Consider the following 21884-nt stretch of genomic DNA (forward strand, 5'->3'; position numbering starts at 1 on the left):
CCAGCGAGTACGGCCCGCTGCCCTACATCGTCATGGAGTACGTGGACGGGCAGACGCTGCGCGAGATCGTCAAGACGCAGGGTCCGCTGAGCCAGCAGAAGGTCATCGAGGTGATGGCCGACGTCTGTGCCGCACTGGACTTCAGCCACCGCCACCAGATCATCCACCGCGACGTCAAGCCCGCCAACATCATGATCAACCGGGCGGGCGCGGTGAAGGTGATGGACTTCGGCATCGCCCGGGCCCTGGGCGAGGGCCAGAACGTCACGCAGACGGCCGCGGTCATCGGCACCGCGCAGTACCTGTCACCGGAGCAGGCGCGCGGCGAGCAGGTGGACGCGCGGTCGGACGTCTACGCCGCGGGCTGTGTGCTCTACGAGCTGCTCACGGGCGAGCCCCCGTTCACCGGCGACACCCCCGTGGCCGTCGCCTACCAGCACGTGCGGGAGGACCCGAAGCGCCCGTCGGACGTCAACCAGGACGTCCCGCCCGCGCTGGACGCGGTCGTGCTCAAGGCCCTGTCGAAGAACCCGGCCAACCGCTACCAGTCCGCGGCCGAGATGCGTTCGGACCTCGTGCGGGTCCGCAGCGGGGAGGCGCCGCTCGCCCCGATGGTGATGAGCGAGGAGGAGCGCACCGCGCTGCTCACCTCGGGGCCCGCACCCGCCACACGCCGCCTCAACGGCAGCCGGGTGGCGACGCAGTGGACCGACGACGACCCGCCGCGGCGGCGCACCGGGCTGATCGCCGCGGCGACCGGAGCGGCGCTCGCCCTCGTCGCGATCGTGGCGTGGCTGATCCTCTCCGAGCCACCCGCGCCTCCGCAGTTCGCGCTTCCGGACGTGGTGGGCCAGGAGCAGGAGGCGGCCCGGGCGACGCTGCTCAACGCGAAGCTGCAGCCACGGATCGAGCAGGTCGCCTCGGATGCCGCCCAGAAGGGCAAGGTCGTGGGCACCGACCCGCCGGCGGGCACGCAGGTGTCGGAGCGGGCCCAGGTCGTGGTGCGGGTGGGCACCGGCCCGGCCCAGACGACCGTTCCGCGGCTCATCGGCCGGACCGAGGCGGAGGCCGCGCAGCTGCTCATCGACGCCGGGCTGAGGCTGGGCCAGAAGGGCCAGGAGGCGACGACGGACCCCACGCTCGTGGACAAGATCGTCCGAACGGATCCCGAGCCGGGCGAGTCCGTCCGCGGCGACACCGCCGTCTCGATCTTCATCGGTACGAAGCCCCAGCTCAGGTCGGTGCCGGACGTCACGGGTCTGTCCGCGGACACCGCGGAGTCGACACTGGAGAACGCCGGATTCACGGTCCAGCACAGCGGCGACGGAGACCAGGTCGTCTCGACGAACCCGGCCGGGGGCCAGCAGGTGGCCGAGGGCAGCACCGTCACGATGCAGCTCGGCTCGGAGGGCGACACGGCGCGGGTGCCGGACGTCGTCGGCGAGCTGCTGCAGGACGCGCAGGCAGAGCTGGAGTCCCGCGGGTTCACCGCCGCGGTGAGCCAGCAGACGACCACCGATCCGGGCGAGGTGGGCCGGGTCATCTCCCAGACCCCGTCCGGCGGGACCGAGTTCGACACCACGCGGCCGGTCCGGCTCGTCGTCGGCCGCCTTCCCGGCGTCAACTGAGCTCCGGAAGGCCCCGCCGTGCGTGTCCTCGTGATCGACAACTACGACAGCTTCGTCTACAACCTCGTCCAGTACCTGGCCCAGCTCGGGGCGGAGGTCACGGTTCGCCGCAACGACGAGGTCGACCTGGACGAGCTCGCCGACGTCGACGGTGTGCTGGTCAGCCCCGGACCCGGCACCCCGGAGCGGGCGGGCGCCAGCATCGACGCGATCCGTCGCAGCGCCGAGCTCGGGGTCCCGCTGCTCGGGGTGTGCCTCGGCCACCAGGCGATCGGTGTCTGCTGGGGCGGCGTCGTGGACCGAGCCCCCGAGTTGCTGCACGGCAAGACGTCGCTGGTCCACCACGACGGCACCGGGGTGCTGGCCGGGTTGCCGAACCCGTTCGTCGCCACCCGGTACCACTCGCTCACGATCATGACGGACACGGTGCCGGACGCGCTGGAGGTCACCGGCCGCACCGAGAGCGGCATCATCATGGCGGTGCGCCACCGCGAGCTCCCCGTCGAGGGCGTGCAGTTCCACCCCGAGTCGGTGCTGACCGAGGGTGGGCACCGGATGCTCGCGAACTGGATGGCATCCGCGGGCCACCCCGTCGACGAGTCGCTCGTCGCCACCCTGGCCGCCGAGACCGCGGCGGTGCGCGCGAGCGCCTGACGCCCCGCTACCGTGGTGGTCGACACCCGATACCCGCAGAGGTCGAGCATGCCGAAGTCGAAGGTCCGCAAGAAGGCGCCGTACACCCCACCGCGCACCGTGGGCGGCGGTACCGCGGCCACGCCGGCCAGGGCCGCTGGTCCGTCGCATCCGGTGTACGTGGCGGTCATGCTCGGGCTGATGCTGGCGGGCCTGGTTTGGCTGGTCGTGAACTACCTGGCCGGCGACAAGATCGACTTCATGGTGCAGCTGGGTCCGTGGAACTTTGCGATCGGCTTCGTGCTGATCGTGATCGGCCTGTTCATGACGATGCGGTGGCGTTGACCTGCCGCTGACGGCCGGCCTGTGAGCGACTGGAGCCCCGCGCGCGGCCTCGTCGCGCTGGCGTGGATCGGCGTCGTCGCCGCGCTCGCATGGCTCGTCGTGCTGCTCGTCAGGGGCGGGGACGCGGGCGGGTTGCTGTTCGCCGTGGTGTCGACGGTCGGCCTGGGTCTCGCGGCGCTGTACGGCACACGCGCCCGTCCCCGGTTGCGGGCGGACGCGGACGGGCTCACGGTCGGCGGCCTGTGGGGCGCGCGCCATCACCCGTGGCCGCTGGTCCGTGACGTGCGGGTGCGCCGGGTCCGCAGGCTCGGCCGCGAGACCCGGCTGCTGGAGCTGGACTCCGTCACGGCCGCCGGTGACGAGCAGCTCGTCGTGTTCGGTCGGCTGGACCTGGACGCGGACCCGGAGGACGTGGCGGAGCGGATCGCGGCACTGCGCCCACCCCGCAGCTAGCGCGAGTTCCGCGTCCCGCCAGGCCGTGTTGTGGATTCCCTCAGGCCGCGACGCCGACGGATCGCGCATCTCGGGCTGATGAGATGCGCAACTCGGGGCGGCGAGATGCGCAACTCGCGGGTCAGGCGAGTGAGGCCGCCACGGCCACGACGGCGAGCAGCGCGACCGTCAGCCCCCCGAGCCCGACGGCCTGCACGACGTTGCGGTTGCTCGCCGGCGCGTACACGAGCACGGCCGTCGCGATGGCGCCGATGGCGAGCCCGCCGAGGTGCGCCACGAGCGAGATGTTGGGCAGCACGACGGACAGGACGATGTTCACGACGATCAGGGCGATCACCTGGCCCGCCGGAACCCGCAGCCGGCGCAGCACGACCGCGAGCGCCCCCATCAGCCCGAACACGGCCCCGGACGCGCCCGCGACCTGCGCGTCCGGCTGGAACAGCATCACGGTGGCCGAGCCGCCCAGGAGCGAGATGAGGTAGACGGCGAGGAACCGGCCCCGGCCCAGCACGATCTCGAGATCCCGGCCGATGATCCACAGCGCCAGCATGTTGAACGCCAGGTGCAGCGGCCCCACGTGCAGGAATCCGGAGGTGACGATCCGCCACCACTCGCCGTCCGCGACGAGGTCGGCCCGCAGCGCCAGATCCTGGAACAGCGGGGCGGCGTAGTTGCGGGCGATGCTGCCCGCCTCCAGCGCCGTCCACGCGAACATCGCGAGGTTCAACGCCACCAGGATCGGCACGACCAGGGGCTTGCCGCCGGGCTCCGCACCCGCGACCGTGACGCCGCGGCGCGTGGTGCGCCTGCCCTCGGCGACACAGTCCACGCACTGGTAGCCGACCGAGGCCTCGCGCAGGCACTCCGGGCACGCCGGCCGGTCGCAGCGCGTGCACCGCAGGCCGGTGGGCCGATCCGGGTGGCGGACGCACCCCGGCTGCCCGACCGCCCCGTAGCCGGGAACCCCGCCGGCCCCGCCGGGGGCGGGGTACGGCGGGCCGCCCGGCCGGTAGGGCGGATCGCCGGGCGGGGGCGGGCCGGCGGGATGGCTCACACGTTCTCCTCGCGCGTCAGCTGATCTCGACGCTCTGGACGACGACCTCGTCCACCGGGCGGTCCCCGCGGTCGGTCTTGGTGGTGGCGATCGCGTCCACGACCGCACGGGACTCCGCGTCCGCGACCTCACCGAAGATCGTGTGCTTGCGGTTGAGCCAGTCCGTGGCGCCGACGGTGATGAAGAACTGGGAGCCGTTCGTGCCGGGGCCGGCGTTGGCCATCGCGAGCAGGTAGGGCCGGTCGAAGCGCAGCTCGGGGTGGAACTCGTCGGCGAACTGGTAGCCGGGGCCGCCGCGCCCGGTTCCGGTGGGGTCGCCGCCCTGGATCATGAAGCCGGAGATCACCCGGTGGAAGACCGAACCGTCGTAGAACGGCCCGCTGTCACCGCCGGAGGCGTTCTTGGTGCGGTACGGCTTGTCGCCGGTGGCGAGGCCGACGAAGTTGGCCACGGTGTTCGGTGCGTGGTCGCCGAACAGGTCGATCCGGATGTCGCCCCGGTTCGTCCGCAGCGTCGCGGTCTGCTTGCCTGGTTGAGTCACGGCCCCCATCGTGCCAGGTCGCCCGATAGGCCGTCCGGCGCGAGGTGCGCGGCGAGAAAGCCCGTGACGGCCTGCTCGTAGACCTCGGGATCGGCGTTCCAGGCGCCGGTGTGCTCGGCCCCGGCGACCTCGAGGTAGTGCATCGGCCAGCCCAGCCCGGGGGCGAGCGCCGCCAGGTCGCGGCTCGGGCCGACGGGCACGGCGGTGTCGATGTCGGTGTGGACGAGCAGCGTCGGTGGGCGGACGGCGGGCGGGTGCGTCCGCAGGTCGAACCGGTCGAAGTCGATGCCGATGCGCCTGCTCGTGACGGCCGACGCGACCCCGGCGAGCCGCCCGGGCAGGCGGCGGTTGCGCGCCTGCTGGCGCAGGGTCTCCCGCCAGTCCACGAGCGGCGCGTCGAACACGACGGCCGCGATGCCCGCCGCGTCCGGCGAACGGTCGAGGAATGCCCCGATCAGCGCCGCTCCCATCGACCAGCCGTGGAGCGCGATGCGACGGGCTCCCCGCTCCCGGGCGAACCGGACCCCGGCCGCCACGTCCTGCCATTCCGTGTCGCCGAGGTGGTGGCGCCCGTCCGGCGCGGCCGGAGCGCCCTCGTCGTTGCGGTAGGTGATGGTCAGCGTGGTCAGCCCGGTGGCGTGCAGGGCGGGCAGGATCCGCAGCGCCTCGCGGCGGGCGCCGCCGCGGCCGTGGACGAGCACCAGCCAGTCCGGCCCGTCCGCCGGCACCAGCCACGCGGGGGACGCGCCGAGCGGCATGGCCACGCTCACCTCGTGGAACCGGAGGCCGCGCGCGGACGGGTCCGGGTCGAACGGGCCGGCGTCGATCACCGCGCGGGCCCCCGCCGGGGGGACCTCGCCCCCGTCGAGGCGGCGGACCACCGTGGTCGCGTCGCCGTCCAGGATCGGGCCGACGCGGGCGAGGCCACCGGACCAGCGCAGGCCCCAGATCCCCGGCTGCGCGGTGAGGCGGCTGCGGCGCAGGGTCACGGTGTCGGCGTCCACGGCAGCGTCCACGGCGGTGTCGACGGCCACGACCCGCTCCGGGAACACCTGCGCCCGGCGGGTGTCGAGCAGCACGCTGGAGTAGAACCAGCCGATCCCGAGGCCGACCCCGACCCCGAGCCCGACGGCCCCCGTGCCGACGCCCGCGCCGATCGCGGCACCGCGCCGGCCGAACCGCGGCGTCACGGAGCCCATGGAGACAGATCCTCCGTCACCGCCACACCGTTACAGGATTGATAGTCACCGAATGGGGTGAAAGGTCACAGGCGATCCACCGAACGGCAGAACCTCTCGCTCTGATCTTCGTTGGGGCCGGTAGATCAGCGACGTCAATGAAAGGGATCTCTCCTCATGAGCAGCCTCGCCCGGCGTAGCGTTCGCGCCACCGCCGCAGCCGCCGGCATTGCAGCCCTCGGTCTCGGACTCGCTGTCCCCGCCTTCGCCGCCGTCGATGAGACCGACGCTGCGCCCGCCTCGAAGGCCGACGCGAAGAAGTCGGACTCGACGACGCAGACCGCGGACGTCAAGGAGAAGGACGCCGACAAGGCCGCGCAGACCGAGGACGCCCCGGCGCCCGCGGCGGAGCCGGCCCCCGCGAACCCGATCGCCGCGCTCCTCGGCGGGCTCGTCGCCGCCCCCGCCCCCGCCGCGCCGAAGGCCCCGGCCGCGCTGCCGGCGCCGTTCGCCTTCGACCCGAGCATGTACACCGCCGCCCCGTCCGCCGACACCTCCGCGGACGCGGACAAGGCCGACGTGGACGCGAGTGCCGACAAGGACGCCACCTCCGCGGACGTCGACGCCGACGCCGAGGAGGCCAAGAAGGACATGACCCCGGACGAGCGGGCCGTCTACGAGGCGAAGAAGAAGTCCGCCACCGAGCAGGCCAAGGGCAAGGAGCAGCAGGTCGACAAGGCCGCCGACGAGGCGCCCGCCGCGCCGACCGGCCCGTCGCTGCCGGGCCTGCCCGGACTGCCCGCCGGCCCGATGATCCCCGGCCTGCCCGGCGCTCCCGCCGCGCCGTCCGCTCCGGCCCCGGGCGTGCCCGCCCCGTGAGACCCCGTGCCGTGACGCCGACGGCATGACATGAGTGCGCGACCCTCGATCGCGCGCGGTTGACGAACGGCCCGATCTCCGGACTCCCTCGAAGTCCGTCGAGGTCGGGCCGTTCGCCTGCGCCCGCGGCAACGCGTGGGATCGTCGGGTCAGGCGGGCAGGTGCACGGCGAACAGCGCACCGCCTTCGGGGGCGTCGCCCGATGCGATGGTGGCGCCCATCCGTGTGACCAGCCCGTGTACGAGCGCGAGGCCGATGCCGCCTGCGCCGACGGGCCGCCGGTCGCGGTAGCGCTCGTGCAGCGCCCCGCGGTCGAACACGACGGCGTGGTCCTCCGGGCGCAGGCCCGGCCCGCCGTCGCGGACCTCGACGGTCGCCGCGCCGGTCCCGGCCCGCAGCGCGAACACCAGCTCCGCCCCTGCGGGCGTCACGCGCAACGCGTTCTCGGCGAGGCCGTCGACGACCTGGCGCAGCCGCCGCGGATCCGTGCGCACCACGACCGGCCCGGCGATCTCCAGCCGGAGCCGCACGCCCGCCGCGCGGCACCGGCCGCTCCACACCTCGCCCGCCTCGGTGAGCAGCGCAGCGAGGTCGGTGGGCACCGGATCGAGGCGGAAGTCGTCGGCGTCGAGGCGGGCGAGCTCCATGAGGTCGTCGACGAGCCGGTGCAGCCGGTGCGCCTCCCGCTGGATCGTGCGGCCCGCGGCGGGCACGTCGTCACCGCTCACCACGCCGTCCGCAAGGGACTCGGCGAATCCCGCCACCGCGGTGAGCGGGGTGCGCAGCTCGTGCGACACCGACAGCAGGAAACGGCGCTGGCGCGTCTCGCTGCGCTCGAGGGCATCCGCCAGCTCGTTGACGGCCGTGGCGACGTCCGCGACCTCGCGCGGGCCCCGCACCGGGATGCGCGTGTCGCGGCGGCCCGACCGCATCGTCCGCGCCGTGGCCGCCGCGTCCTGCAGCGGCCGCGCGATCAGCGCCGCCCCGACGACGCCGACCAGTACCGCCACCGCCCCGCCGACGGCCAGCGCGGGCACCATCACCCGCCGGGGCCGCGCCGCCGTGGCCTCGTCCACGCGCTGGACCAGCGCGAACCCGCCCGAACGGGCCGCGCGGGACTCCACGAGGTAGGCGTGGCCGCCCACCATCGGGGTGGCGGACACCGCCCGTCCCGCGGCGGCCGCGGCGGCATCCGCGAGCTCGGCGGCGGTGCGCGCGGTGGCATCCGCCGTGACGAGCCGCCCGCCCGGCCCGATCAGCACCACCGTCACCCCCTGCCCGCGCAGCACGTCGGCGACCCGCCGGACCCCCGGGGTGGGACCGTCGTCGAACTGGGACGCGAGGACGTCGGCCTGGTCGGCCAGCACCTCGTGGCCGATGTCGCGGCCCGCGTTCTCCAGGAGCCGCGCGGCGACCACCCCGGCCGCCGCGGTGGCCGCGACGGCCGCGAGCAGGCACGACGCCGTGATCCGCCAGGCCAGCGTCGTGCGGCGGCGAGGACGGGGGACCGCGACGGTCGGCGGGTCGGGCGGGGGCACGGCCCGGGTCGGGACGCCCGTCACGGGGCCGGCTCCGCGGCGTACCCCACGCCACGGACCGTGCGGATCGGGCTGGCCTGCCCGAGCTTCGCCCGCAGCTGCGCCACGTGGACGTCCACCGTCCGGGTCGCGGCGGCCGCGGCGTACCCCCACACGGCGCTGAGCAGCTGCTCGCGGGAGAACACCCGTGACGGGGAGCGCATCAGGTGCGCGAGCAGGTCGAACTCGGTGGACGTCAACACCACCTCCCGCTCCCCGGCATGCACGCGGCGCCCCGCCGGATCGAGCCGCACCGCCCCGACGACCACGGCAGCCGCGGGCGCGGGCCCCGCCGCGCGGCGCAGCACGGCCCGCACGCGCACCACCAGCTCGCGCGGGCTGAACGGCTTGGTGACGTAGTCGTCGGCGCCGAGCTCGAGCCCGACGATCCGGTCGACCTCGTCGTCGCGGGCCGTGACGAACAGGACCGGCGTCCAGTCGTCGTCGGCGCGCATCCGCCGGCACACCTCGATGCCGTCCGTGCCCGGCAGGCCCACGTCGAGCACGACCGCCACCGGCCGCAGCCGCCGCACCGCGGCGAGGCCCATCGACCCGTCCGTCTCGACGTGCACGCCGAAGCCGTCCCGTCGCAGGTAGAGGCCGATCAGGTCGGCGATGGCGCGGTCGTCCTCGACGACAAGGACCAGCCCGCGACCGGGCGTCGCGCCGCTCATGGCTCACCTCCGGTGGCACGGATGCTGCCACGCACGCGCGATCAGCCGCGGTCGGCATCCAGCTCACGCTCGACGTCGCGGAGCACCGATTCGAACTCCTGGACCTGCTGCTGCGCCCCGGGCCCGGAACCGGCGGACGCGCCGGCGGTCCCGCGGCAGCCCGCGACCGTGCCGAGGATCGCGACGGCCGCGCATGCGGCGAGCACCCGGCGCGTCACGAGCAGTGCTCCGTCTCGAACGCCGTGACCCTCTCCTTCAGCTGCGCGAGGCGGCCGACCTGCTCGCCGCGGCGGTCGGCCCGCTCGTCCAGCTCGGTGGCGATGGCGTCGTCGCCTGCGTCGCGGGCCTGCGCCGCGCGCTTCTCCAGGTTCGCGACCGAGCCGACCGTCCCGGCGTCGCCGTTGATGCGGGCGGTGAGGTCGTCGATGCGGTCGAGGATCCGCGGGATGCGCTGGTCGCAGAGCCGCTGTGCCTGCTCCGGGGAGAGCGTGATCGTGATGGGGCCGGGGGGCGACGGGTCGTCGGCGGGGGCTGCGGCCGGCAGCAGCGCGGCGGTCGCGACGAGCAGCTGGGTGAGCATTGTGCTCCTTCGGTGTCGGGGAACCGGACACCGACGACGATGGCGCGCGCGGATCAGGGCGCCGTGGGGCGGATGTTCGGATGCGGTAAGGCTCCGATCGTCCGCAGCGGGACGCGCTGCTCGATCCACGCGTAGACCGGGGACGCCGCGTCCACCCGCACCCACGCGTTCGACAGGGCGCCGCGCGACGCCTCGATCGCCGACTCCGCGATCCCCGCGAGGGCGTAGCCGCCCGGCACCGCCACCAGCAGCGGTCCTCCACTGTCGCCGTGGTTGGCGACCCCGGCGTCGGGATGCCCCGCCGCGGGCTGCGTGACGAGCACGCTCCGCGTGCGGAACGCCGACCCGTCGTCCACCTGCATCGCCGCCGCTTCCAGCGGGGCCGGCCCCCGGCCGCGTCCCCAGCCCGCGGCCAGCACCGCCGCGGAGTCCCCGGGACGGCGCACCGCGAGCCGCACCGGCGCCACCGGCACCGCGTCGGCCAGCTCCAGCAGCGCGATGTCCTGCTCGCCGCGGACGATCCGCGTCACGTGCACCGTCGTGCCGCCGGCGCCGTCCGCCCGGGTGGACCCGAAAGTCAACGACAGGTCCCTGGCCGCGAACGGCCCAGATCCCACCGGGGAGGTGTAGCGGGTGCAGTGAGCCGCGGTGAGCGCCCAGGTGTCCGCGATCAGCACCGCACCGCAGTTCTCCCCCACCTCACCGCGGCCGACGTCGCGCACCGCGGTGAGCCGCCCGACGTACGGCAGCTCCGCGGGCGGCTCGCCGCCGCCGTCGATGGCGTGGGCCGGGCCCGCGACGAGCAGGGACGCGGGTACGAGCAGGGCGAGCACGAGCAGCGCGAACGAGCGCACGGCGAGGCGACCTCCGGTAGCGGCCGACCACGTTCGCTGGCCGTGCCGTCGCCCGGTTGTCGCCCGGCGCGCGGACCGCGTTACGCGGGCGCCCACCGTGGCTCAGTGCGCGAAGTGGCGCGTGCCGGTCAGGTACATCGGGATCCCGGCCTTCGCCGCGGCCTCGACGGCGAGCTCGTCACGCACCGAGCCGCCCGGCTGCACGACCGCCCGCACCCCGGCCTCCAGCAGCACCTCCAGGCCGTCCGGGAACGGGAAGAACGCGTCCGAAGCCGCCACCGAGCCGCGTGCCCGCTCCCCCGCCCTCGCGACCGCGAGCCGGGCGGCGTCCACCCGGTTGACCTGGCCCATCCCCACTCCGACAGCCGCACCGTCGTGCGCCAGCAGGATCGCGTTCGACTTCACCGACCGGCATGCCCGCCACGCGAACCGCAGATCGGCGAGCGTCGCGGGGTCGACCGGATCGCCGGTGGCGAGCGTCCAGCCGGACGGCTCGTCGCCGGGCGCGTCGATCGCGTCGCGCTGCTGCAGCAGCACTCCCCCGCCCACCGGGCGGAACTCCGCACCCCGGCGCTGCGGCGGCACCGGCAGGCGCAGCAGGCGGATGTTCTTCTTCGCCGTGAGCACGTCCAGCGCCCCGTCGGCGTACGACGGAGCGACCAGGACCTCGGTGAAGATCCCCGCCACCTGCTCGGCCATCTCGACGCTGATCTCGGCGTTGCACGCGATCACGCCACCGAACGCGCTGGTCGGGTCCGTCGCGTGGGCCTTGCGGTGGGCCTGCGCGACGTCCGCGCCGATCGCGATCCCGCACGGGTTCGCGTGCTTGATCACCGCGACGCACGGCACGTCACCGTGGTCGTGCGCGGCCCGCCACGCGGCGTCCGCGTCGACATAGTTGTTGTAGGACATCTCCTTACCGTGCAGCTGCTGCGCCACGGCGACCCCGGAACCGCCGGCGCCGGTGTAGAGCGCGGCCGCCTGATGCGGGTTCTCGCCATAGCGCAGCACGTCCTTGCGTTCCCAGGTGGCGCCGACCCACACGGGGAAGGGCGTCTCCGTGTCCGGGGCGATCACGCTGCCCAGCCAGGACGCCACCGCGACGTCGTAGGTCGCGGTGTGGCGGAACGCCGCCGCCGCGAGCGACCGCCGGTCCGCGAGCCGGATCCCGCCCGCGGCGATCTGCGTCAGCAGCCAGTCGTAGCGGCCGGGCTCGACCACGACCGCCAGCGAGTCGTGGTTCTTCGCCGCCGCCCGTACCATCGCCGGGCCACCGATGTCGATCTGCTCCACGCACTCGTCGGGCGTGGCCCCGGACGCGACCGTCTCCGTGAACGGGTAGAGGTTGGACACCAGCAGCTCGAACGGCGCGATCCCCAGCTCCGCCAGCTGGGCGAGGTGCGCGGGACGGCGCGTGTCCGCCAGCAGTCCCGCGTGCACGCGCGGGTGCAGCGTCTTCACCCGCCCGTCCAGGAACTCGGGGAACTCCGTCAGCTCCTCCACGGGCGTGACCGGCACGCCCGCCTCCGCGATCCGCTGCGCCGTCGACCCGGTGGACACGATCTCCACCCCGGCGGCGTGCAGCCCGGTGGCCAGCTCCGCGAGCCCCGCCTTGTCGTACACGCTGACCAGGGCGCGGCGGACGGGGCGGCGCTCGTCTGCGGTGCTCGGAGCCGATGGTTCGCTCGCACGCTCGCTCACGGGATGGTCACCTCTCGTCCGGTCACGGTGGCGCCCTCACGGGCCAGGGCGGCGACGACCTCGACCAGCATCCGCCGCTCCTCGATCTTGATGCGCTCGTGCAGGGAGCTCTCGTCGTCACCGGGCGCCACGAGCACCGGTGCCTGGGCCAGCACCGGGCCGGTGTCCACGCCCGCGTCCACCAGGTGGACCGTCGCGCCCGTGACCTTCACCCCGTAGGCCAGGGCGTCCGCGACACCGTGCGTGCCGGGGAAGCTGGGCAGCAGGGCCGGATGCGTGTTGATCATCGGGCAGCCGATGCCCTCGAGGAAGGCCGGGCCCAGGATCTTCATGAACCCGGCGCTCACCACCAGGTCCGGCTCGTGCGCGGCGACGGCCTTCGTCAGCGCGGCGTTCCAGGCGTCGCGATCCGGGTGGTCGCGCAGCGCGACGGCGAACGTGGCGACGCCGCTGCGCTCCGCGCGGCGCAGGCCTTCGATGCCCGGACGGTCCGCACCCACCGCCACGACCCGCGCCGGGTAGCCGGGTCGCGCCGCTGCGTCCAGCAGGGCCTGCAGGAGCGTCCCCGAGCCGGACACGAGCACCACCACGCGCGCGGCGGCGGGCAGCTGCAACCGGTAGGGCGCGGGCACGCGGCAGCTCCTCTCGTCGCGGGGACGTCGTCCGGGTCACCCGCGGTGCTGGCCCGGTCGCCCCTGGCAAGCGTAGGCGGGCGGTGCGGGGGTCCGATCAGCGGCGGGCCGTGACGGGCGCGGGTTCGGGTTCGCGTGTGCTCGCGCCACGCCACCGCTACCCCGCCGCCGCTACCTCACAGCGCCCGCCGCTGCCACCCGTGCACACCATGACGTCACCGTGCAGACGTCGGGGCGTGTGCACCGCGACATCGGCGTGTGCACCGCACGAGGAGGTGTGCACGGCGGGAGGCGGTGCAACGGAGGGCGGTCAGCGCTCCGGTGCCGGGTCGTCGGCGGCGGTGGCCCGGGCCGCGGCGGCGCGCTCGGCGACGAGGTCCGCGACGGTCCGGGCGCGCTGTCGGCCTGCAGAGCGCCGTGCGCGCGCCGGGGGCGGGGTACCTGCTGCGCGATCGGCGGGGGCGGCGGCCGGGGCGTCGGCGGGGGCGGCGGTCGCATCGGGGGCGGCGTCCGGGCCTGCGGATGCGGCGGAGGCGTCGGTCGCGGCGGAGGCGTCGGAGGCGGCGGGGCGAGGCGCCGCGTCGGCAGGGGCGTTGGCGGCGGCATCAGCAGGGGCATCGTCGCCGGGGCCGTCGGCGGCGGGCGCAGCGGTGCCCCCGTGGTCGTCACCGTCGCCGTGATCGCCGTCGTCACGTGCGGTGCCGTCCTCGGCTCTGCGCTCCGGGGCGCCGCCCGCGTCGGACGGGCCCGCCGCGGCGTCGACCGTGGCCGGGTCATCCGCCCGGTCCGGCGCGGGGACCTGCGCAGCTCGGGCCGCCTCCCGGCGCGCCCGGATCATCTCGACGGCCCGGCCAGCCGTCCGCTCGGGCACCTGCAGCACCGCCGCGGCGACCGCCGCCAGCCCCATCCACGCCAGCACGCCGAGCGCCATCCAGAAGGCGGGCACGCGCACCGGGTCGTACGTCCCGGCCGCCAGACGTCCCCCCGCGGCCAGTGCGAGCACCCCTGCAGCCACCGCCGTGACACCGACCGCGACCAGCGCCGACCACGCCCGCTGCGCCGGCGACACCGGTCCCGCGAAGCGCACGCACGACCGTCCCACGAGCACCCCGGCCAGGACCGGTAGCACCAGCACGAGCAGCGCCCAGGCCGGTGCGTGCACCGGCATCACCGCGAGCAGCGGGAAGCTCGACACCTCCGCGCCCGCCACGCTCGTGAACGGTGAGGCCCAGGCGAGCCCCACCCCGACGCCCGCGCCGAGACCCCAGCTCGCGGCGGCGACGACGGCGTTGGGCAGGTACAGGAACGCGAGCATCGTCACGCCCACGCCTGCCGACGCCGTCGGGGCGAGGTGCTCGTAGGCCGCGTGCACCGTCCCGGCGGCCGTGACGAGCCCGGCCGTGAGCACGGCCGCGCCGAGGACCGCGAGCGTCGCGACCCCGACGACGGCCCCGCGCAGCCCGGGCAGCACCCAGGGTGGCAGGTGTCGCCATCGCGCGGCGACCTCGTGCACCCCGCAGGCGCGCAGCACGCCCATCCCGGCGGCGGGTACCGCGACCAGCGCCGCGGCCGGCATCGCCGTCCACGGCCCCGCCGACACCTCCGCGGGCAGGAGCCCCGTGGCCAGCACCGCGACAGCGGTGTGCGCCCCGCCGACCGTGGCCAGCACCGCGCCACCGTCGTGGGCGGCCCGGCCGCCGAGCCGGCGCACCGCCCACGACGCGCCCAGCGCGACGACGGCGATCACCGCGGCCGTCGGCAGCAACGGCAGCACCGACAGCTGCTGGCCCTGCACGGCCAGCGGTACCTGGTGCGCAGCCAGCCACAAGGGGACGGCCGCCGCGAAGGTGGCGTCCAGTGAGGACCCGCGACCGCCCGTGTAGATCAGCGCAGCGCTGGTCGGAACGAGGATCGCGTAGCTGACGAGGATCGTGCCCATCGCCGCGGAGGCGAGCACGCGCACCCTGTCCAGCCCGGCGGGCGGCTCGACGTCCGGGTCGGGCGGGGCGATCGCTCGGGTCACCGGCCAAGCCTCGCAGCGCCACCGCGGCAAGCCGGGCAGAAACGCCGAGTGCGGCCGCGGTCAGGGGCGTGCCGGCGGCGGCGGCCGGTCGTCGTCCGCGTCCTCGACGGACAGCGGCGACACGACCGTCGGCTCCGAGCGCGGGATCGGCGTACCGCGCTCGACGGGGGGGACGACGACGGTCGCCTCCGACGCGCGGCTCTGATCCGGTGCGGCGTGACGGCCGCCGGGGTCCGGGACCTCGGGCGGCGCTGGGCCGGTGGGCACGCCCCCTGTCGGCACCCCGGCCGGCGGCCGATCCCCGGGCGCGAGCGGCACGCTCCCCGTCGGCACACCACCCGGCGGCCGGTTCCCCGGAGCAGTGGGCACGCTCCCCGTCGGCACCCCGGCCGGCGGCCGATCCCCCGGCGCGAGCGGCACGCTCCCCGTCGGCACACCACCCGGCGGCCGGTTCCCCGGAGCAGTGGGCACGTCCCCCGTCGGCACCCCGGCCGGCGGCCGATCCCCCGGCGCGAGCGGCACGCTCCCCATCGGCACCCCACCGGTCGGAGCTCGCTCCCCCGGCCCGCCCTCGGGCCCACCGCCTGCCGGCGGGCCCGATCCGGGTGCCCCGTGGCGGGCGGGCGGGGCCCACTCGCTGCGCTGCTGGCGCTCCACCGGCTCCCCGCCGGCAGCAGGTGGCGCCTCCGCGCGCCCACCCCCCACGACCATCGGATCGGACGGTGCCGCAGCGGCGAACCCGGAGCCCGGCTGCTCCGCACGCCCCGGCGCCGCCGTCGGGTCCGACGTCGCCGCGCCGCCCGGCGGGGGGGTGTACCACTCCGCACGGCCGGTGTCGGCGCGCGGCGCCCCCGTACCCGGCGGGGCGGGGACGTAGGCGGTGGGTTGCTCCGCCCAGGGCGAACGGTAGGGCTGCGCATAGCCGGCGGGCCCCTGGCCCTCCGGCGGGCCGGCCTGCGCGGGACGGGCCCGCCGCGCGGGTGGCGCGAGGAGCCCCGCGTCGAGGAGTGTCGCCGTCACGGCGGCGCCGGCGCCGAGGAGCGCGACCACCAGCGCCGCCACCATCACGAGCGAGACCAGCGGCGACACGACGACGGCCTGGGCGAGCACGAGTGCGGCGACCACGGCCAGCACGCAGCCGGGCACCAGCAGCCGCCCGCGGCGGGGCAGTGCGGCCGCGGCCGTGAGCAGGCCACCGCTCGCGACCAGGGCGGGCACGACGGCACCGAGGTCGTCGACGAAGCCGAGCAGGTACACCACCGCGGACAGGCCCGCGACGGCGTACGCCAGCGGCCGCACCGGGCCGACTCCGAGGTCGGCGTCCCCGGATCCGGCCGCACCGGCAGCCGGCGAATCGGCCGGCCGTGCCGGCGCCGCGGCGGGCTCCGGAGCGGCTGCGGACCCGGGCCGGCCTCCGCCGGGTGCACCGGGCCAGCCGGAGCCCGGGCCGCCGGTGCCGCCGGGCCACGACGGCGCAGCGGGAGCCCCCGCACCCGACCCGGGCGCGCCGGGCGCCCCCGCACCAGATCCGGGCGCGCCGGGCGCCCCCGCACCAGATCCGGCGGCACCAGGGACCCCCGCACCCGACCCGGCGGCGCCGGGCGCCGCCGCACCAGGCCCGGCACCCGGCGCCCCTGGCCACGACGGTCCCGGGGCGCCACCCTGGGGTCCCGGCCACGGCGCCGCCGCACCTGGCGTGCCGCTCCCGGGCGTTCCGGACGGTGTGCCCGCTGGCTGCGTCATGACGATCGTCTCCTCGCTCGCCGGCTCGGCCTGCACGCTAGACCATTCCCGGCGCGCGGACGTCCCGCAGCTCGGCCGCCGACCGACCTACAGCGCGGCGACGATCTCCTTCATGAGCGCGGCGGTCTCCGACGGCGTCTTGCCGACCTTGACCCCGGCGGCCTCGAGGGCCTCCTTCTTCGCCTGGGCGGTGCCCGCCGAGCCGGACACGATGGCGCCCGCGTGGCCCATCGTCTTGCCCTCGGGCGCGGTGAACCCGGCGACGTAGCCGACCACCGGCTTGGTGACGTTCGCCTTGACGAAGTCCGCGGCGCGCTCCTCGGCGTCGCCGCCGATCTCGCCGATCATGACGATCGCCGCTGTCTCGGGGTCGGCCTCGAACGCCTCGAGGGCGTCGATGTGGGTGGTGCCGATGACCGGGTCGCCGCCGATGCCGATGGCGGTGGAGAAGCCGATGTCGCGCAGTTCGAACATCATCTGGTAGGTCAGCGTGCCCGACTTCGACACCAGGCCGATCCTGCCGGGCCCCGTGATGTCGGCCGGGATGATGCCCGCGTTGGACTTGCCGGGCGAGATGATGCCGGGGCAGTTCGGGCCGATGATCCGCGTCCGGTTGCCCTTGGCGCAGGCGTGCGCCCAGAAGTAGGCGGAGTCGTGCACCGGGATGCCCTCCGTGATGACGACGGCCAGGCCGATGCCCGCATCGATCGCCTCGATCGCGGCGTCCTTGGCGAAGCGCGGGGGGACGAACAGGACGCTGACGTCCGCGCCCGTCTCCTTCATCGCCTCCTCGACGGTGCCGAACACCGAGAGCTGCTTGCCGCCGATCTCGACGGTGGTGCCCGCCTTGCGGGCGTTCACTCCGCCGACGATGTTCGTGCCTGCGGCGAGCATCTTGGTGGTGTGCTTGGTGCCCTCGGCACCGGTCATGCCCTGGACGATGACCTTGCTGTGCTCGTTGAGGAAGATCGACATCTCAGGCTCCCGCCGCCAGCTCGGCAGCCTTGTCGGCCGCGTCGTCCATCGTCGCCACCTGCGTCACGAGCGGGTGGTTCGCCTCGTCGAGGATCCGGCGGCCCTCGACCACGTTGTTGCCGTCCAGGCGGACGACCAGCGGCTTCGTGGCGCTGTCACCGAGGATCTTCAGCGCCTCGACGATGCCGCTCGCGACGGCATCGCAGGCGGTGATCCCGCCGAAGACGTTGACGAACACGCTCTTGACGTCCGGGTCGCCGAGGATGACGTCCAGCCCGTCCGCCATCACCTGGGCGGACGCGCCGCCGCCGATGTCGAGGAAGTTGGCGGGCTTGACGCCGCCGTGGGCCTCGCCCGCGTAGGCGACGACGTCGAGGGTGGACATGACCAGGCCCGCACCGTTGCCGATGATGCCGACCTGGCCGTCCTCGAGCTTCACGTAGTTGAGGCCCTTGGCCTTCGCCTTCGCCTCGAGGGGGTTCTCGGTGCGCTCGTCGACGAGCGCGGCGTGCTCGGGGTGGCGGAAGTCCGCGTTGCCGTCCAGCGTGACCTTGCCGTCGAGCGCGATCACCTCGTCCTTCGGCGACCGCACGAGCGGGTTCACCTCGACGAGGGTGGCGTCCTCGCCGACGAAGGTGTCCCACAGCTTCACGATGACGTCCGCGGCCTGGTCAGCCACTGCGGCGGGGATCTTCCCGGCGGTGACGATCTCGGCGGCCTTCGCCCGGTCCACGCCCACGATCGCGTCGACGGGGATGCGGGCCAGCGCCTCGGGACGCTCGACGGCGAGCTGCTCGATCTCCATGCCGCCCTCGGCCGAGCACATGGCGAGGAAGCTGCGGTTCGCGCGGTCCAGCAGGAAGGAGAAGTAGTACTCCTCGGCGATGTCGCTGGCCTCGGTCACGAGGACCCGGTGGACGGTGTGGCCCTTGATGTCCATCCCGAGGATCGCGTCGGCCTTCTCAGCGGCCTCCTCCGGGGTCTGTGCGAGCTTGACCCCGCCGGCCTTGCCGCGCCCGCCCGTCTTCACCTGCGCCTTGACGACGACGGCCGTGCCGATCTCGCGCGCCACCGTGGCGGCGTCCTCGGCCCTCTCGACCGTCCTGCCCGGCAGGACCGGGACTCCGTGCGCGGCGAAGAGGTCCTTCGCCTGGTACTCGTAGAGGTCCACCCGGGTTCTCCCTCGCCCACTCTGCCGATGGTGCCGATGGTCTGGCCGCGAAATCCTCGACACGGCGCACCCGGAACCCGGCCTGCGCCGCTTGCTGGAACGGACCCTAGCGACGCCGACCGCACCCGCTCTGACCTGGGGCGGGTGACACCCCTCACCTCGTAGGGGCCCCTGGCCACCGGCGCAGCCGGGCACCCGGCGGTCCCCGGTCCACACCCTGCGGCCCCGGCGGACCCGCCGCCGCGGGAGCTCCCGGGGCGGGCGGTGGGAGTTTGACCTGGCCGGGGTCGCGATGGCAGGTCCCCGGACCCCCGTGGACGCGTTCCGGCCGCCGCGAACGACGGCGCCTGGACGCTCGGCGGGCCGCCGCGGCCGTCCCGCCCGGCGCGCCTCGCCGCGGGCCTCCGTGCGGGGAGGGAGATTCGTCACTCCGGGCGCCCGGGGCGGCGTCAGTGCGTGCGGAGCCGCTCGACCAGGTCGTTGACGAGCACGCGCCACCGCTCCGCCTCGGTGTCGAACGGCGGGCTCGGCGCGAGCCGGGTCGGGTCCGGGCGCACGACGTAGGACACGAGCCAACCGAGCGGCTGGTTGTCCGCGAGTGCGTCGCGCGCGGCGGTGTCGCCCGCCCAGTCGCCGACGTCCAGGAGCAGCTCGGCGGCGAGCTCCAGCTGACCGGGGTCGACGACCGTGGGGCCCTCGGCGAGGTCGGAGTCGAGCTCGGTGAGGTCGTAGACGTTCGCGTCGGCGACATGCACGTCCAGATCGCCGGAGGTCGCCCTCTCGACGACCTCGGGCCAGGTCGAGACGGCGGCGAGATCGTGGTCGTCGGCGCCCTCCCCCGCGAGGTGGCGCACGAGCGAGCGCGCGTTCGGGAAGGCGTCGATGCGGCCGTCCGCGCCGAGGAAGAGCGGGGCGTCGTCGAGGAAGCAGCGCAGCGTCAGGTGGTCCGCACCGGCGACGACGATCCGGATCGGGTCGATGCCCACCTCGTCCCAGAACCCGGCCGGCGCATCCGCGTCCGCCTCCGCCGGCTCGGCGTCGCTCCGCGCCACCTCCGCCTCGACGGCGGCGAGCGCGTCCGCGTCGACCTCCGGGACCCTGACCAGCGCGTCCAGCGCGTCCACGACGTCGTCCCACCGCTGTGCGACGGTGTCCACGAGCCTGCTCCACAGCCGTGTGCCCTCGCGGCCGGTGAACGGGAGCGTGCCCTGATCGAGCATCGAGAACGCCGGGGTGGAGTCGAGGACCTCGTGCACGGCCGCCAGGTCGCACACGTCGGCGATCGAGCGGACCATCGCCACGATCTGGGCGAGGTCGGCGATCGTCCAGGTGTCGGCCTCCTGCGCCAGCAGCTCCGGGACGCCCACGACGTCGTAGCGCTGGGTGTCCTCGGGCGTCAGCTCCGCGACGGTGAGGTCGGGGACGACCGCCCATGCCGGATGGTCGATCAGGTCGTGCGACTTCGCCGTGCGGACGAACGCCGCGAGCTGCGCCGGCTCGGGGAAGGCGAAGAGGGCGTCGTCGTCGCCGAGGAAGGCCTCCCACTCCTCCCCGTCCTCGCGCCAGACCGGGGCCCACAGCGTGACGAGGTCGCCCTCGGTGAGCGAGAGCTGGATCGGGACGATGTCGCTGGCCACGGCTCTGCACCCTAGGCCGTGCCGCGGGTAACCGGTCGCCCCGGGCCGCATGATCGGGTAGGCACGGGACATGCGGACGATCATCGTGTGCGTCCTCGCCCTCACCGCCCTCACCGGCTGCGCTCCCGAGGTCCGGCAGGAGGTGGCCCGCGAGCGCGCTCGACCAGCTGCACGCGGACGCGCTGCGCGTCGCGGTGGTCTCGCTCTGCCGCTGACCCGCCGCGGTGATCGGATCCGTCAGCGGCCCGCCGGGTGCCAGACCGTGCGGATCTCGCTCCACGCCCGCAGCCGCGCGAGGCCGGGATGGTCCCCGGGCGGCAGCACCCGGGTGACGGTCTCGGCGGCCGCCCGCTCCAGCTCGACCGCCAGCTCCGGCGGGGCACCCGCGAGATCCAGCCCGGCCACCTCGGCGTGCGAGGCGAGCCACGGCGCCAGCTCCGCCGTCCGTCCGGTGAGCAGGTTCGCCGCCCCGGCCGGGACGTCCGACGTGGCGAGCACCTCGCCCAGCTCGACGGCCGGCAGCGGGCGCTCCTGCGCGGCGAGCACGACGGCGGTGCAGCCGGTGGCGAGCACCGGGGCGAGGACGTCCACCAGCCCGAGCAGCGCCGACTCCTGTGGCGCGACCGCGCCGACCACCCCCGTCGGCACCGGGGTGGAGAAGTTGACGTACGGCCCGGCGACCGCGTTCACCGATCCCAGCACCGTCGCGATCTTGTCCGTCCAGCCCGCGTACCAGACCCAGCGGTCGATCGCGGCGTCCACGACCGCCTCGGCATCCGGCTCCACTGCGCCCACCCGGGCGACGAACTGCGCGCGGCGGCCCTCCATGACCTCCGCGACCCGGTACAGCACCTGCCCCCGGTTGTACGCCGTGGCCCCCGACCAGCCCGGCAGTGCCGCCCGGGCCGCCGTCACCGCGTCCCGGAGGTCCTTGCGTGAGGCCAGCGCCGCGTGCGCGAGCAGCGCGCCGTCCGCAGAGCGTGCGGGGTAGGTGCGACCCGACTCCGAGCGCGGGAACGCGCCGCCGACGTACAGCTTGTAGGTCTTGGCCACCCCGAGCCGGTCCACGGCCGAGACGGTACGCGCGAAGATGCCCGGATGTCCTTCGTCTACCCCCCGCCGCGCTACCACGGCATCACCGGTGAGATCAGCGCGACGTTCCGCCCCGCGGACTCCCCCGCCGACATCGGCCCAGCCCCGAACGGCACCGCGCTCCACTACCTCGCCACGACCGCGTCGACCGGTGGTGAGTTCGGCCTGTACCGCTACGACATGGGCCCCCGCTCCGGCGGGCCCGCGACCCACTTCCACCGCACGATCTCCGAGTCGTTCTTCGTGCTCTCCGGCACGGTGCGGGTCTACGACGGAGGGCAGTGGCGCGACGCCGGACCTGGCGACTACCTCTACGTCCCGCCCGGCGGGCTGCACGCGTTCCGCAACGACGCCGAAGCGCCTGCGGCGATGCTGCTGCTGTTCGCGCCCGGTGCGCCGCGGGAGGGCTACTTCGAGACGCTCGCCGCCGGCGGCCCCACGCCCGAGGCGCGGGCGGAGTTCCTCGCCCGCCACGACAACATCTTCGTCGGATAGCCCGCCGTCCGGCGGGGCG

The 21884-nt window shown here is 75.2% G+C and carries 22 protein-coding genes; 6 read left to right on the plus strand and 16 right to left on the minus strand.

Going from position 1 to position 21884, the window contains the following annotated elements:
- The 4 genes from pknB to AB7J25_RS08230 all read left to right on the plus strand — a co-directional run.
- Window positions 1–1628, plus strand: a 1628-nt coding sequence (gene pknB / locus AB7J25_RS08215; protein ID WP_428506738.1) for a Stk1 family PASTA domain-containing Ser/Thr kinase, incomplete at its 5' end; no start/stop codon positions are given.
- A gap of 18 nt (window positions 1629–1646) precedes the next feature.
- The gene (locus AB7J25_RS08220) at window positions 1647–2282 is read left to right on the plus strand and encodes an aminodeoxychorismate/anthranilate synthase component II (RefSeq protein WP_428506740.1); all 636 of its coding nucleotides are present in this window, start codon (window positions 1647–1649) and stop codon (window positions 2280–2282) included.
- Window positions 2283–2330: 48 nt separating this feature from the next.
- Complete coding sequence (gene crgA / locus AB7J25_RS08225; RefSeq protein ID WP_428506742.1) at window positions 2331–2606, plus strand: cell division protein CrgA; 276 nt, start codon at window positions 2331–2333, stop codon at window positions 2604–2606.
- A gap of 21 nt (window positions 2607–2627) precedes the next feature.
- The gene (locus tag AB7J25_RS08230; protein WP_428506744.1) at window positions 2628–3059 is read left to right on the plus strand and encodes a PH domain-containing protein; all 432 of its coding nucleotides are present in this window, start codon (window positions 2628–2630) and stop codon (window positions 3057–3059) included.
- Between the two features lie 121 nt (window positions 3060–3180).
- On the opposite strand, the gene AB7J25_RS08235 is transcribed toward AB7J25_RS08230, so the two are convergent.
- From AB7J25_RS08235 to AB7J25_RS08245, 3 genes are read right to left on the minus strand one after another with little or no spacing between them, the layout of a single operon-like run.
- The gene (locus tag AB7J25_RS08235; RefSeq protein WP_428506746.1) at window positions 3181–4113 is read right to left on the minus strand and encodes a rhomboid family intramembrane serine protease; all 933 of its coding nucleotides are present in this window, start codon (window positions 4111–4113) and stop codon (window positions 3181–3183) included.
- 16 nt (window positions 4114–4129) lie between these two features.
- A complete protein-coding gene (locus tag AB7J25_RS08240) occupies window positions 4130–4663 on the minus strand; it encodes a peptidylprolyl isomerase (RefSeq protein ID WP_428506748.1) in 534 nt (177 codons plus the stop codon).
- Window positions 4651–5853: an alpha/beta hydrolase family protein gene (locus AB7J25_RS08245; protein WP_428506750.1), complete on the minus strand. Its 1203-nt coding sequence runs from the start codon at window positions 5851–5853 to the stop codon at window positions 4651–4653. The genes AB7J25_RS08240 and AB7J25_RS08245 overlap by 13 nt, the downstream gene beginning before the upstream one ends.
- A 156-nt stretch (window positions 5854–6009) precedes the next feature.
- Between AB7J25_RS08245 and AB7J25_RS08250 the strand changes: the two genes are divergently transcribed.
- Entirely contained in the window at window positions 6010–6711 is a 702-nt protein-coding gene (locus AB7J25_RS08250; protein WP_428506752.1) for a hypothetical protein, read from the plus strand.
- A gap of 149 nt (window positions 6712–6860) precedes the next feature.
- Here the strand turns inward: AB7J25_RS08250 and AB7J25_RS08255 are convergent, their stop codons facing one another.
- The 13 genes from AB7J25_RS08255 to AB7J25_RS08315 form a co-directional block, all read right to left on the minus strand.
- A complete protein-coding gene (locus AB7J25_RS08255; RefSeq protein WP_428506754.1) occupies window positions 6861–8273 on the minus strand; it encodes a HAMP domain-containing sensor histidine kinase in 1413 nt (470 codons plus the stop codon).
- Window positions 8270–8962, minus strand: coding sequence for a response regulator transcription factor (locus AB7J25_RS08260; protein WP_428506756.1), 693 nt, complete (start codon window positions 8960–8962; stop codon window positions 8270–8272). The genes AB7J25_RS08255 and AB7J25_RS08260 overlap by 4 nt, the downstream gene beginning before the upstream one ends.
- Before the next feature lie 41 nt (window positions 8963–9003).
- Window positions 9004–9180 carry a hypothetical protein gene (locus AB7J25_RS08265; RefSeq protein WP_428506758.1) on the minus strand — a complete coding sequence of 59 codons (177 nt, stop codon included), beginning with the start codon at window positions 9178–9180 and terminating at the stop codon, window positions 9004–9006.
- A complete protein-coding gene (locus AB7J25_RS08270) occupies window positions 9177–9542 on the minus strand; it encodes a hypothetical protein (RefSeq protein WP_428506760.1) in 366 nt (121 codons plus the stop codon). The genes AB7J25_RS08265 and AB7J25_RS08270 overlap by 4 nt, the downstream gene beginning before the upstream one ends.
- A 53-nt stretch (window positions 9543–9595) precedes the next feature.
- Window positions 9596–10396, minus strand: a complete 801-nt coding sequence (locus AB7J25_RS08275) for a S1 family peptidase (RefSeq protein WP_428506762.1) — start codon at window positions 10394–10396, stop codon at window positions 9596–9598.
- A gap of 102 nt (window positions 10397–10498) precedes the next feature.
- The gene (gene purH / locus AB7J25_RS08280; protein WP_428506764.1) at window positions 10499–12097 is read right to left on the minus strand and encodes a bifunctional phosphoribosylaminoimidazolecarboxamide formyltransferase/IMP cyclohydrolase; all 1599 of its coding nucleotides are present in this window, start codon (window positions 12095–12097) and stop codon (window positions 10499–10501) included.
- The gene (purN, locus tag AB7J25_RS08285) at window positions 12094–12711 is read right to left on the minus strand and encodes a phosphoribosylglycinamide formyltransferase (RefSeq protein WP_428506886.1); all 618 of its coding nucleotides are present in this window, start codon (window positions 12709–12711) and stop codon (window positions 12094–12096) included. The genes purH and purN overlap by 4 nt, the downstream gene beginning before the upstream one ends.
- A 328-nt stretch (window positions 12712–13039) precedes the next feature.
- Window positions 13040–14752 carry a cell division protein PerM gene (locus AB7J25_RS08290; RefSeq protein WP_428506766.1) on the minus strand — a complete coding sequence of 571 codons (1713 nt, stop codon included), beginning with the start codon at window positions 14750–14752 and terminating at the stop codon, window positions 13040–13042.
- A gap of 60 nt (window positions 14753–14812) precedes the next feature.
- On the minus strand, window positions 14813–16051 hold the full coding sequence (locus AB7J25_RS08295) for a DUF5336 domain-containing protein (RefSeq protein WP_428506768.1): 1239 nt from the start codon (window positions 16049–16051) through the stop codon (window positions 14813–14815).
- Between the two features lie 531 nt (window positions 16052–16582).
- Window positions 16583–17470: a succinate--CoA ligase subunit alpha gene (gene sucD / locus AB7J25_RS08300; protein ID WP_428506770.1), complete on the minus strand. Its 888-nt coding sequence runs from the start codon at window positions 17468–17470 to the stop codon at window positions 16583–16585.
- 1 nt (window position 17471) lies between these two features.
- Entirely contained in the window at window positions 17472–18641 is a 1170-nt protein-coding gene (gene sucC / locus AB7J25_RS08305) for an ADP-forming succinate--CoA ligase subunit beta (RefSeq protein WP_428506772.1), read from the minus strand.
- A gap of 449 nt (window positions 18642–19090) precedes the next feature.
- Complete coding sequence (locus AB7J25_RS08310) at window positions 19091–20278, minus strand: primosomal protein (RefSeq protein WP_428506774.1); 1188 nt, start codon at window positions 20276–20278, stop codon at window positions 19091–19093.
- A gap of 237 nt (window positions 20279–20515) precedes the next feature.
- Entirely contained in the window at window positions 20516–21346 is an 831-nt protein-coding gene (locus AB7J25_RS08315) for an aldehyde dehydrogenase family protein (protein ID WP_428506776.1), read from the minus strand.
- A gap of 30 nt (window positions 21347–21376) precedes the next feature.
- Between AB7J25_RS08315 and AB7J25_RS08320 the strand changes: the two genes are divergently transcribed.
- The gene (locus AB7J25_RS08320) at window positions 21377–21865 is read left to right on the plus strand and encodes a cupin domain-containing protein (RefSeq protein ID WP_428506778.1); all 489 of its coding nucleotides are present in this window, start codon (window positions 21377–21379) and stop codon (window positions 21863–21865) included.
- Window positions 21866–21884: the final 19 nt, after the last annotated feature.

The organism is Pseudonocardia sp. (genome assembly GCF_050246655.1).
Lineage (GTDB): Bacteria > Actinomycetota > Actinomycetes > Mycobacteriales > Pseudonocardiaceae > Pseudonocardia.